Origin of the sequence: Aureispira anguillae, assembly GCF_026000115.1 — a bacterium.
GTDB classification, from domain to species: Bacteria; Bacteroidota; Bacteroidia; order Chitinophagales; family Saprospiraceae; genus Aureispira; species Aureispira anguillae.
Genome location: NZ_AP026867.1, coordinates 1,007,640 through 1,020,104, shown reverse-complemented (window position 1 = coordinate 1,020,104; position 12,465 = coordinate 1,007,640). Strand labels below are relative to the sequence as shown.

Annotated in this window: 10 protein-coding genes; 3 read left to right on the top strand and 7 right to left on the bottom strand. The window is 35.9% G+C overall.

Features of this window, described 5'->3' with window-relative positions; translation table 11 throughout:
• Window positions 1–87: 87 nt before the first annotated feature.
• The 3 genes from AsAng_RS03625 to AsAng_RS03615 all read left to right on the top strand — a co-directional run bounded on the left by AsAng_RS03625 (window position 88) and on the right by AsAng_RS03615 (window position 4,128).
• A complete protein-coding gene (locus tag AsAng_RS03625) occupies window positions 88–1,713 on the top strand; it encodes an acyl-CoA carboxylase subunit beta (protein WP_407655324.1) in 1,626 nt (541 codons plus the stop codon).
• Between the two features lie 274 nt (window positions 1,714–1,987).
• Entirely contained in the window at window positions 1,988–2,836 is an 849-nt protein-coding gene (locus AsAng_RS03620; protein WP_264791422.1) for an ion transporter, read from the top strand.
• Window positions 2,837–3,249: 413 nt separating this feature from the next.
• A complete protein-coding gene (locus AsAng_RS03615) occupies window positions 3,250–4,128 on the top strand; it encodes a nucleoside phosphorylase (RefSeq protein ID WP_264791421.1) in 879 nt (292 codons plus the stop codon).
• Window positions 4,129–4,232: 104 nt separating this feature from the next.
• Here AsAng_RS03615 and AsAng_RS03610 read toward each other — a convergent pair whose 3' ends face one another.
• The 7 genes from AsAng_RS03610 to AsAng_RS03580 all read right to left on the bottom strand — a co-directional run bounded on the left by AsAng_RS03610 (window position 4,233) and on the right by AsAng_RS03580 (window position 12,318).
• Window positions 4,233–5,324 (bottom strand): hypothetical protein, encoded by a 1,092-nt coding sequence (locus AsAng_RS03610; protein ID WP_264791420.1) that lies wholly within the window; start codon window positions 5,322–5,324, stop codon window positions 4,233–4,235.
• A complete protein-coding gene (locus AsAng_RS03605) occupies window positions 5,324–8,164 on the bottom strand; it encodes a PAS domain-containing protein (RefSeq protein ID WP_264791419.1) in 2,841 nt (946 codons plus the stop codon). Before AsAng_RS03605 ends, AsAng_RS03610 begins: the two co-directional genes overlap by 1 nt.
• A gap of 2 nt (window positions 8,165–8,166) precedes the next feature.
• A complete protein-coding gene (locus tag AsAng_RS03600) occupies window positions 8,167–8,673 on the bottom strand; it encodes a GDYXXLXY domain-containing protein (RefSeq protein ID WP_264791418.1) in 507 nt (168 codons plus the stop codon).
• Window positions 8,670–9,779, bottom strand: coding sequence for a DUF4401 domain-containing protein (locus AsAng_RS03595; protein ID WP_264791417.1), 1,110 nt, complete (start codon window positions 9,777–9,779; stop codon window positions 8,670–8,672). The genes AsAng_RS03600 and AsAng_RS03595 overlap by 4 nt, the downstream gene beginning before the upstream one ends.
• Window positions 9,763–10,842, bottom strand: a complete 1,080-nt coding sequence (locus AsAng_RS03590; RefSeq protein ID WP_264791416.1) for a DUF2157 domain-containing protein — start codon at window positions 10,840–10,842, stop codon at window positions 9,763–9,765. Before AsAng_RS03590 ends, AsAng_RS03595 begins: the two co-directional genes overlap by 17 nt.
• A gap of 288 nt (window positions 10,843–11,130) precedes the next feature.
• Window positions 11,131–11,928 carry an aminotransferase class IV gene (locus AsAng_RS03585; RefSeq protein ID WP_264791415.1) on the bottom strand — a complete coding sequence of 266 codons (798 nt, stop codon included), beginning with the start codon at window positions 11,926–11,928 and terminating at the stop codon, window positions 11,131–11,133.
• Window positions 11,929–12,318: a hypothetical protein gene (locus AsAng_RS03580; protein ID WP_264791414.1), complete on the bottom strand. Its 390-nt coding sequence runs from the start codon at window positions 12,316–12,318 to the stop codon at window positions 11,929–11,931.
• Between the last annotated feature and the right edge of the window lie 147 nt (window positions 12,319–12,465).

The window sequence follows — 12,465 nt, the reverse complement described above, 5'->3', positions numbered from 1 at the left end:
TGACAAAAAATTCTATCTTTGCCTATCCTAAAATAAATTCTTCCCAATGCTTACTACTAATTATACAATATGGAAACACCAATAAAAATTGATTTAGAATTTAATAGAAATGAGGACACCAACAAGCTAGAAGTCGCAAAAATGCGCCGTATGCTCAAAAACATTGGTTTAGGTGGTGGACAAATGCGAATTGATAAGCTACACAAAAAAGGCAAAATGACTGCTCGTGAGCGAATCAATTATTTGATTGATGAAGATACAGATTTTTTAGAGATTGGTGCTTTTGCAGGACATGAGATGTATGCTGAATATGGTGGCTGCCCTGCTGGAGGTGTTGTAGGTGGTATTGGTTATGTTCGTGGTCGCCAATGCATGATCATTGCCAATGATGCTACGGTAAAAGCAGGAGCTTGGTTCCCTATTACAGGCAAAAAAAATCTACGTTTTCAAGAAATTGCAATGGAAAATCGCTTGCCTACGATCTATTTGGTAGACTCTGCGGGTGTTTTTCTTCCTTTGCAAGATGAAATTTTTCCAGATAAAGAACATTTTGGTCGTATTTTTCGCAACAATGCCCAAATGTCAAGTATGGGCATCCCTCAAATCGCTGCGATTATGGGAAGCTGCGTAGCAGGCGGTGCTTATTTGCCAATTATGTCAGATGAAGCACTAATTGTTGAACGCACGGGCTCTATCTTCTTGGCTGGTCCTTACTTGGTAAAAGCTGCAATTGGAGAAACGGTAGACAAAGAAACATTGGGTGGCGCAACTACTCAAAGCGAAATTTCGGGCGTTACCGATTATAAAATGCCTGATGATAAAACTTGCTTAGACACCATCAAGGATTTGGTAGATAAATTTGGCACTTTTGAAAAAGCTGGTTTTTCTAGAGAAACGCCTCAATTACCCAAAGAAGATCCTAAGGAATTATATGGTATTTTACCTGCGGAACGTTCAAAGCCCTATAATACCAAAGAGGTCTTAAAGCGCTTGGTTGATAATTCTGAATTTACAGAGTACAAAAAAGGCTATGGGCAAACAATTATTTGTGCCTATGCTCGTATTGATGGCTGGGCAGTTGGAATTGTTGTGAACAATCGTCAAGTTGTAAAAAATGCCAAAGGCGAAGTGCAATTTGGTGGGGTTATCTATTCTGACTCTGCCGATAAGGCAGCTCGTTTTATCATGAATTGTAACCAAAAGAAAATTCCATTGGTATTTTTGCATGACGTTACTGGATTTATGGTGGGTACTCGCTCTGAACATGGAGGAATCATCAAAGATGGTGCAAAAATGGTTTCGGCTGTATCCAATTCTACCGTTCCTAAATTTTCAATTGTAATGGGGAATTCGTACGGTGCAGGAAATTATGCCATGTGTGGCAAAGCTTATGATCCTCGCCTAATTGTTGCTTGGCCAACGGCAAAAATTGCTGTTATGGGTGGTTCGCAAGCTGCAAAGGTATTGCTGCAAATCCAAACAGCTTCTCAAAAATCAAAAGGTGAAGAAGTTTCTCCTGAAGAAGAAAAGAAGCTATTGGACGATATTACAGCACGTTACGACAAACAAACAACGCCTTATTATGCCGCTTCTCGCTTGTGGGTTGATGCAATCATTGATCCTCTAGAAACACGTAAGGTAATTTCTCAAGGGATTGAAGCAGCCAATAATGCTCCTGTCGATAAATTTAATCCAGGAATCATTCAGACCTAGTTTGAGTTTTTTCTTTTAAGATACTATTTTCTAATGGTGAACCGTGGCTAAAGCTACCGTTCACCATTTCATTTTTTTTCATATCTTTGTAACGCTAAATCTACAGCGAACGCTTGATCAAGCTATGCGTCAGCTAATCTAGCTTTGTTAGTTTGTCTAATAATCAGCCTTTCTCGAAAAGGTAGGTTATAGCGCTACTAAAAACACCCCCGATAGTAAAAGCAGCCCAATTCATTTATATCATTGAAACAAAATAGTACTATATTCAACACTAATGAATCCGCTCAAAAAGATATTTTTAAATGATAAAATAATATTGTTATTGATTTCTATCAATGCCATTATTATCTTTCTTCAAGGTTTTTCTGCCCAAACAATCGGGACAAAAACACATTATGTCTTGATGATGATTGATGATTTCATCTCTGTTTGTTTCTTAATAGAGGTGTTTATAAAAAGTCGGCATTTTGGATTAAAAGAATACCTAAAACCTACCTGGAATAAATTTGATGTCTTACTCATTTTACTTTCCCTCCCTCCCTTATTAGCAAGAATATTTGTAGATACAACAGCCGCTAATATTGGTTTCTTGCTGGTATTTAGAGTATTCAGGGTGTTTAAGTTTTTTAGATTCATTCAATTTTTTCCACAGGTAGAACATATTTTTCGCTCTATACGAGAAGCCTTAAGGGCTTCTTTTATGGTTTTGGTTGGCTTCTTTCTCTTTATCTTTATTATGTCAATCCTGTCTTGTTATATGTACCAAAATATCGCCCCTGAATATTTTAAAGATCCAATTGTTTCTTATTATAGCATGTTTAAGGTCTTTACGATTGAGGGCTGGAATACAATTCCTGATGAAATTACAGCAAATGGCGAATTAAGTACCATTCAATGCTTTTTCACCAAGTTCTACTTTGTAACCATTTTGGTCTTTGGAGGAGTCATTGGCTTATCCATCGTCAATTCTATTTTTGTAGACGCTATGGTAAGTGATAATAACGATGATTTGGAAGAGCAGGTTAGCCTGATAAAGGAGGATGTAACTCAACTGCAAGAGAAAGTAGATCGAATTTTAGTTTTGTTGGAAGAATCTAAGCGCAATTCCATTAACAAGCTTTAAGAGCAGACTAAGAAGTTGTTTAAGAATAGCCTTACATCGCTAATGAATTGTAAAATCAGCGAAGCTAAAGCTAATTTTTAGCTACTCGGCGTTAAAAATTTGCTCCATAGCGCTGCTATGGAGCAAATATGCTTAACGATTATAGCTCTAGCTATAAGCCTGCGCAGTTCGCTATGCTCATGCCTTGTTTATCTAAAAATTAGTACTCATTATCAGCAAAACTCCATTTTTAAACAACTTCTAAGATTTTTCTAATCTTTGCTCCTTCCCTGCTCAATCTATATTTTTTTTGTTTCACCGTCTTTTGTTTCCTATCTTTGTAGCTTGACTGTAAACAGATAAAATTGTTTGATACCTTTCTATTCATTCAATAGAAAGGCAATATCAAATATTCATTTTGAAATAAATAGATTATGCAAGCATTAAAAAACGCTGACCTCATTATAAATCCAGATGGTAGTATTTATCACTTGGGAATTCGTCCAGAAGATATTGCCGATACGGTTATTCTTGTTGGTGATCCGCAACGTGTTGCCAAAGTCACCAAACATTTTGACAGCATAGAATTTACCAAGCAAAAACGAGAATTTATTACCTCAACAGGACGTATTGGCAATCAACGAATCACCTGCCTAGCAACAGGAATTGGTGTGGACAATATAGACATTGTTATTAATGAGCTGGATGCGTTGGTCAATGTTGATTTTGAAACTCGAATGCTCAAAGAGCAACACCGTACGCTCAATCTGATTCGTCTCGGTACCTCTGGTGCGATTCGCAGCGACCTTCCTGTAGAAAGTTTGGTAGCCGCTGATTATGGAATTGGCTTTGATGGGCTAATGCTATTTTACCACCAACAACTCAACCAGAAAGCTCAAGGACTCCAATCTAGTTTTAATGGATTTTTGAAGGAACTTAATTTTGATTTTCCCATCACTCCAACTTATAGCCATGCATCACAACAATTAATTGATCTCTTTCAAGGAGCAGAATGGCGACATGGCATTACAGCAACGGCAACAGGCTTTTATGCGCCTCAAAACAGAATGATTCGAGCTAAAAGTATTGTTCCCGATTTGTTCAATTTGGTAGAACCATTTGAATACGACAATTTGCATCTAACCAATTTAGAAATGGAAACGTCTGCCATTTATGGACTGGCTAGCATATTAGGACATCGTGCACTTGCATTAAATGTCATTTTAGCCAATCGCCCAACTGGTGCCTTTGCTAAAGATCCCAAAGCATTAGAGCGAAAATTAATTCGTTCGTTTTTTGAAGTTTATATTTAAAAAAAGGGTTGGGATAAAGGGTTGGGGCAAACACATTGGTTTGCCCCAACCCTTTGACCAACCCTTTGACCAACCCTTTGACCAACCCTTTGTATTTTTCCTATTTACCAAGCATTAATAACAGGCACCTCTCGTTTTCTAAGCACCACTCTTCCTTTAATATTTTTTAATTCTATTGGTGTAATTTGACGGACTTGATAACCTTCCATTCTGTAGTATTGTTCTTCTACTACCGCTGATATTTTCACCTTTACATTCAAGCCATTGATAAAATTGTCATTATCCAATTTTACAATTACTTTGCCCTCTAAGAACTGTAATTCTCTACCAAATGTTGAGGTTATATTCCCCTTTGCAACTTGTTGATTTTTTTGTTTATGCTGAACCGTCAATTCATAATGAATATTTTCCCCCTTAGGAGGATTAAGCGTCACTGCATATATCCCCAATGCCAATCCTGCCAATAAATTTTTAGTGACTACTTTGGTTGCTGCTGTTTGTAAGAATTTTTTTAATTCTCGATTATAATTTTCTGTTCCTTCTTGACCTACCCCGATCCAATAAGCCCAGCCAATAACTTTTTTTTCAAACAACAATTCTTTTTTAGATGGAGGCAAATTAAATGTTAGGGTATTGACATTGTCATTCGTTAGATTTGTTCTAGAATGTACCCGCTCTTCTTGGTTGGCAACATCAATAACGTTGAGATTAGTTTTTTGGAGCACTTTGCGGTATTTGGTAAGGTAGGTTGTATCGTAAATTACATTAATTTTTTCACTATAATTTCGACGAATACTATCCGTAACAGTTTTCCATTTGACATGCGTATCAAAATTAATTCGAGCACTAGAATAGGGAACTCGCTGAATTTTAAACCTTAATCGTTTGGCTCCTCCTGATTTGAGCCTAAACTCATAGACAGCTCGATCAAAAACTCGAATTTTTTTCCCGTTAAGTTCTTCTAAATGCAACGTTTGAAATTTGCTAGACTCAGGGTATTTTAAGATTTCGAATTCTTTTATTGATTTTCCTTTAAGCATTGATAAATCAATAAGCATCTCATCTCCTGCCTCAAAAGCAAAGAAAAATCGCTGTTCTCCATTTATCTGTAATGTTTGCTCCGTAACAATAATAGGCTCTATGGGATTGGCGGCAGCCGTAACAGCAAAAAGTAGACAAAACAGAAAGTATAACATTATATTTCGTTAAAACAGATGATGTAATTGGTTCCTTTTCGAGTATTATCTTTCTCTAAGGTTCCCTCTAATTGGCGGGTTAAGTTATGAATTAATTTTAACCCCAGTGAGTTTGAATTTCTAAAATTAATGGTATCGGGGTAGCCTGCTCCATCATCACCTATTTCTAAGACAAACGATGGCTTTTCGCTTTTGTCATTGATTTTTCTCCTTATTTTGATGCTAATGGTTCCTTTATCATTTCCCTGAACTCCATACTTAAGTGAATTTGTTAACACCTCATTAATCAAGAGACCAAGGGGAATCGCAGTATCTATTCCTAAGCTCATTTTAGGCACATCTAAAATCAAATGGATATTATTGGAGCTTCCTTTTACAGAACGAATCAAAAACTGACTCAATTCGCTTAAATAATCTTGATAATCCACTTTAGAGAGATTGTCAGACTGGTAAAGCATTTCGTGTACCATTGCCATTGAATTAATCCTGTACTGACTATCTGTAAAAAGCTTCCTTTGCTCATTACTAGCCAAATAACTGGATTGCAAACTCAAAAGGCTGGTAATAACTTGTAAATTATTTTTTACTCTATGATGAATCTCTTTAAGCAATACATCCTTTTCTTCATTAGAAATCAAAAGCGCCTCGGCTTCCTTCCGTTCCGTTACATCCAAACAAGTTCCGATTACACGATCTACCCTTCCTTTTCGATCTCTAAAAAAGATCACATAACTTTCTATGTATCTGTTTTTTTCATTTAATACAATTCTATACTCATTCTTAAAATTGATAAGGACATCACTGGATACCAAGTTTTTTGCAAAAGCCTTGTTTATGCGTTCTCGATCATCTGGATGCATAACAGACATAACATAACTCCGCTTATCCTTTATTTCGGGCTTTCTATCTAAGCCGAAGATCTCATACATTCTATCGTCCCAATGTATGTAATTCTCTTTTACCCGCCAATCATAACTTCCCAATTTTGCAGCTTGGGTTGCCAACTGCAACCGCTCTTTACTTTCTAATAAAGCCGCTTCTGATTTTTTACGTTTGGTAATATCACGAGCACTCCCATACAATTTAGAGTATTTATCATCATTTCCCCCTATCGAAATATTATCTTCGATCCATAAATAATGCCCTTTTTTGTGTTTAAACCGATATTCTCTAGTTACTTGTCTTTTGTATTGATGCAGTATTTCGCTTTTTTCTATAACAGATTGAAGATCTTCAGGATGAATACGATCTACCCATAAGTTAACGATGTCTTTTAATTCTTGGTGTGTATATCCAAAAATTTCAACGGTATCGCCATTAATGTAAGTAATGGGATTATCATATTGAGTACTATCTCTAAGATCAACAATAAATACAATTTCGTTAATATTAGACATCAACTCATTTAATTTGAATTCATTTTCCCAAGCTGCCTGTTGAGCCAATTTTAATTCGGTTACATCCTGATCCGTTCCTTTTAAAAAAAGAGGTTCTCCCGAATCGTTGGTTTCTAGCTTACCAACGCCCAATATATATTTAGTCTGTCCATCGCCTGTTACAATACGATGTTCATAATTGAACCTCTTGCTACCATTAATTGAATTACGATAAGCCGTTTTTTTTATTTCTCTATCTTCTGGGTGAATTCTAGCCTGATATGCATCATACAATTCAACACTAGCAATACCTGTTAGTTCATAGATACGATACTGCTCCTCAGACCAAATCAATTCTCTAGTTTTAAAATTAAACTCCCAGCTCCCAACTTTGGACAAACGCTGCCCTTCCTTCAACTTATGTTCTCGATCAAGTACTATTTTTTTATCTTCTTCTAGTTGTAATTTAGCCAGTTCTAATTCTTTGTTTTGAAGAATGTACTCTTCATTGATTGCTGTGAGACTTTCTTGATAATAACTCTGCTCAATCGCTATTTCTGCCAAGTTTATCGCCATAGTAATTAAGTCTAGCGTCTCGGTCGTAGTTTTTTGAGGCTCTGCCCAACACATAGCAAATGTTCCCAAAACAAGCCCCTCAGAAGAGATAATAGGAGTTGACCAACAAGCCCTTACATCATGCATTAAGCAAAAATCTCTGCAATTCATACAAGTTGGGTCAGTCTCTATATTCTCAATGATAATCTGCTTCTTAAAATAAACAGCATGAGCACAAGGAACACTATAAGGACCTACATGAATTCCATCAAGAGCATCCAAGAATTTCTTGGGCAAAGTAGGAGCTGCCCCAACAAAAAGTTGAGCCCCCTCTAACAAAAGTATCGCCACCTTCATCCCCTCTACCAAATCTTCTAGGCGTTGAGCCATAGCATCCAAAACATCTGGTAAAGGCTGATGCTGGGTAACCAATCTCAAAATATCTCTATTGAGTTGGAGCTTTTTATTTTGCTGTTCCTTAAGTGCCAAAACCTTTGAAAAGTTAGCATTGACCGTTTTTATTTCTTGTGATGTAGACAGTCTTCTAATGACCGCTAATGCATATTTTTCATCCGTTTTACAGTATCGAATCTGCACGGGAAATAAGGTGCCATTCTTTTGTTTACTAACCCCTTCTAGTTCTATAATTTGACCAATAGCATAATCACTAGATACCTCTATGATTTTTTGCAAAACCATTTCATCCAATCCCAAGTCATTAATCTCTGAGGCACCAAACTCGCTATTAGTATAGCCATATAAATGGCAGGCCTGCTGATTAGCTGCAATTAATCTAAAATCTGCTGTTCTAATCTTCAGCATAGCATCAGGAGACAGATCAAAAACACGTTTGAACGCACCGTCTGTATCCTTATCCTTATAATTTTGATTCAAAAAATCTTCCTTCATGCCTACTCTATATCATAATTACTGATAATTTTTGTACCGCTTGCATCGTATAACCCTACCAAAACCGCTGAACCATTAGGCTCGACTTTTAGTCCTCCATATTTAGCCTGTTCATAGGTCTCTGCTTGTCCCTCCTCAAACAAAAATGATTCTGCCCCAATCTTCACAAAATGAGCAGTTCTATAATATTTAATTGCTAATTCATTGGATGCTAAAGGCGTTCTGCTACTTTGTAAACGTTCAAAACTCCCTATATTATTGCTCCCTTTCCTTAAAATACAATAACCTCTTGTTGGTATAGAATCATTTAAATTCCATTGACGAGTCATTTCATAACGCAAATTCATATAATCTCCTTGCATCAAAGAGCGGGGATCCAACGGATACAATTCTAGCAAAACTAGTTCTCCATTATTAATCGTATGTTCCTTTTGAAGAATCATCCAATTAAAAACAACGAGCACGGCCAATAAATTAACGATAAAAATAATTCTTTTATACCCTTTCATAACGTTGAATTTAGTGTGCGATCCTGATCATATACTCTTTTTATACCATAACCTAAGGCTAAAAAAATAAGCCCTGCACTAACCATTAATATGGATTTAAGCAATAGGGTGGTTTCCATATTATAATAGAACATTCCTGTAAAAAAGAAGATGGCTAAAATTCCTTGCCCAGCAAATAGATAATAGCTTGAATAAACACCCAAAAATAACAACAAAATCCCCGCCACAATACCAGGTGCTTGGATCAGAACCAATAAAGCAATACCTGCTCCTAGCAAAATTGGAATTTTTTTATTTTTCTCGCCGACTCGATCTAACGTTTCACTTAACGTCCACAAAACCAATGCAACTAATAAAATGGAAGAGAGCCACCAATAACTCGGGTTTATTGTTACTCCATCCCAATGGTAATTCTGGTAAATATTAACAGAACCGACTAGTACTGCTATCATAGAAATCGAACAACCATTGAGTATCGCAGCATACCATTGTCCCAAACGAGACTGTTGCGCTAATATTTGAGGTTCTTTTAACCAAGCAATTGTGGCAATAGAGGCATTTAACAAGACTAAAAAGTTATAACCAACTCCCCAATTCATTTCCCAAATGAGCCAATAAGCACATAAATTTGCACACAAAACCGCTGAAATTTTTTGCAAATGACTCCCCGCTATCACAACAACTATGATAGAGGTTATCAGAGATAAGATCAAAAAAGTAAAGAAACTATTATTTCCATAGCTTATAAAACCTATTGTAAATAAAGTACAGCCTACGATTAACAAAGCCATTCCTACAGGTTCAGCAGTTGCTTCTTGTTTAGATTGATAAGGAATTGTAAGCCCAACAATGGCAATGATTAGCCCCGTTATTAGAATAAAAATTTCAGATTGGAAAACTTCACTTAATGCCATAAATCCCAAAAAGAATATCGCCCCTAATATTGAGCCAATAAACATTAATACCTGAACTAAAATAGGTGTTTTTTTAGCCGCCGAGTCATGATACTCCCTCTGGAAAGCCTTCGTATTAAGCTTAGGGTTTATTCCTTCTTCTTTATACCATTCCAATAGATCTACTAACCCCATTTTATTTTTCTTGCTCATCTGTTGCCTCTATTTTATGGTTTGACAAATCGACTTGTTCTGGATTCCAATCCTTGCTTAATTGTATTAGTTTCATCACTAATACAACGGTAACCACTATATTGGCAATCCCCAATAAAAGGAAGATTCCGATGAAATCACCTGAGCCACTGTCTAACGTTTTTAGCACCAGCGCATTGCCAATCACCAGTAAAGAAATGGCTCCTATTGTAACAAATCCAATATCTCTAATTTGATCGTTGTAATAAATTTTTACCATAACCATACCCCCTACATACAGCACAACATTTAACCAAGCAAAAATTGTATCTTGTGTATCAAAAATAGTATAAATCACAGCATTTGTCAAGATTAGAGCAATGGCAACCCCGATTAACCGAGTACACAAAATCTGCACCCAATTTTTTCTATCTCCTTGGATGACATACTCCCAAATTGCCAAAGCCAATACATTAAGTAGACCAAAAATAAAGAATAAGGTAGAGGTTTCTGTGGAGAGTTGCACCTGTTCAAAATAAAGCAGCGTAGTGATGTTAATCAACATCAAATAAAAGATCCATAAAAATGGAAAACTAGAAATAGCCACCCATGCTGTTACAAAAAAAGTCCACCCCAGAAAAAAATCATAGGCATCTGCCCCCGTTTGATAAATCTGACCAAATACAGCAAAAGCAACTCCAACCAAAACAGAAATTGCTGTAAGCCCTAACTTTAGCACAAAGTCTGAGGTCTTTGTACTTAGCAAAGCAATGCCAATAATAATAATTCCTGATTCAACAAGCCCTAATTTGGCAAACTTGTGCAATCCACTCCAGTTATAAGCAAAGAAAAAGACAATCCCTGAAAGCAATAGCAATAAGCCTGCTCCCATAAAAAAACGATAAGCAATATTTAGCCATTCTATTTTTTTAGGGTAAAGTGAACTCTGTTGGTAAGTTAACTGAAGTTCTTCGGCTGTTAATGTTCCGTGTTTAGCCAATACTTGTAAAACCTGTCGATCAATGGGGATATTCTCAACATTTTTGACATCTTGAAAATGTGAATCTATTGTATCTAAATCCATAATAAAGGGGTCTTTTCTACTATAAAATATGGTGGTTTTACTTTTTGCAAGTTAGAAATTTTGTTCTTCTCTTCCTATACACACCTGTCTATAAACACATTACACTAAAATTTATTTTTCACATAAAAACTATCTTCATGTAATTTAAAATAGTGTTCTATAACGACTCTACACTAACATCAATTTCTAATAGGGGGCTAATTATTTAATATAACACTAATAGAGTGAATTATGAATTATTTTCTACATAATATTTTGCCTTTTAGCATTTTTTTGCATGGATTCTCATTAAAAATGGGACAATTCGCACTCAATTTGTTCGAGCAACTGCTTGGCAACTCTACACCCAAACTTATGAGGATATGTAGCCAATTGTTTTACCCATTGAATACCACGAATAGCATTGGTCAAGAAAATTTCATCTGCTTGTAATAGATCTTCCTGTTGAATGCTTGTTTCAATTAGTTTTAATCCTAATTTATTGGCCAACCGAATAATTTGGCAACGCATTACTCCTGCTATGCACCCCTCGGTTAGTGCTGGTGTGTAGATTTGTTGTCCTTTCACCATAAAAATATTAGCAGCAATAGATTCTGCAATGTTCCCCTTTGAATTGATCAAAAAACAATCATCCCAACCAGCCTGTTGCTTTTCTATACCTGCCAGAACATAAGGCAATGCACTAATTGTCTTTAAATTAGATAACTGATCAATTGGCAGTTGAACCGCAGTACAAATTCCTAAGGTTAAGCCTTGGGTATTCAACTTATATTGGGCATCTTGAAGAACCGTAGCTTCTATTTGGTAGTGATAATCCTGTTGTTGAGGGCTGTATAGACCACCCTCTTGCCTAAAAAAAGTGATACGAATCCTAAGATTCGTATCACTTTGTATACGTATAAAATCTGTTAAGATTTTTTGAAATTCATCAAATGATAAAGGAGCATTTGGGTTTTGCATTTTCAAAATGTCTAAACCATTGGACAGCCGAATAAAATGATCTTTTAGATACAATATTCTACCATCACGAACCCGAAGCGTTTCAAATAAACCATCTCCATATTTAAATGCTCGATTGGTCTGCATTTATTTGGTAAAATCAACGTTTGACAGGGTCAATTCCTCCCCCGAAGCAGTATGTTTAAAACGAATATTAGCAACTTTTACTTTTTCTGATTGATCGACTTCATTTTGGGGAATCAAGAAATCTTTTAGCTCCAAAGATCCTGCATATTCTCCATTGGAATCAAAAATTTCTAGTTCTAAGTGATCTAATTCATACTCTTGTGTAATTGCTACATTTTGTTGTAGATTAAACAATTCAATCTTTCCTGTGGTTTTATCTAATTTTATAGCGATATCCTCAGCTTTAGTTGCATTAGGAGCTCCCATACTTGGTGCCACTCCCAAATCTTGTCCAACAACAGAATAAGACATCAATAAGATTAATGCAAAAACAGATGTTAATAGCCTCATGATTTTTAATTTAAAGTTTAAAATTAGTTTATTAGGGCTCATCATTTTATAATAATGTATACTAAAGATACAAACTAATTATCAAGATAAAATTAATTGCGTTTTTTTAACTAAAAGTACAGTTTAAAAATGATCAAAAGCAGCTCA

Bases quoted from the DNA above. Each gene is read 5' to 3' on its own strand.
- AsAng_RS03620 (WP_264791422.1), top strand. From the start codon at position 1,988: ATGAATCCGCTCAAAAAGATATTTTTAAATGATAAAATAATATTGTTA.
- AsAng_RS03615 (WP_264791421.1), top strand. From the start codon at position 3,250: ATGCAAGCATTAAAAAACGCTGACCTCATTATAAATCCAGATGGTAGT.
- AsAng_RS03610 (WP_264791420.1), bottom strand. From the start codon at position 5,324: ATGTTATACTTTCTGTTTTGTCTACTTTTTGCTGTTACGGCTGCCGCC.
- AsAng_RS03605 (WP_264791419.1), bottom strand. From the start codon at position 8,164: ATGAAGGAAGATTTTTTGAATCAAAATTATAAGGATAAGGATACAGAC.
- AsAng_RS03600 (WP_264791418.1), bottom strand. From the start codon at position 8,673: ATGAAAGGGTATAAAAGAATTATTTTTATCGTTAATTTATTGGCCGTG.
- AsAng_RS03595 (WP_264791417.1), bottom strand. From the start codon at position 9,779: ATGAGCAAGAAAAATAAAATGGGGTTAGTAGATCTATTGGAATGGTAT.
- AsAng_RS03590 (WP_264791416.1), bottom strand. From the start codon at position 10,842: ATGGATTTAGATACAATAGATTCACATTTTCAAGATGTCAAAAATGTT.
- AsAng_RS03585 (WP_264791415.1), bottom strand. From the start codon at position 11,928: ATGCAGACCAATCGAGCATTTAAATATGGAGATGGTTTATTTGAAACG.
- AsAng_RS03580 (WP_264791414.1), bottom strand. From the start codon at position 12,318: ATGAGGCTATTAACATCTGTTTTTGCATTAATCTTATTGATGTCTTAT.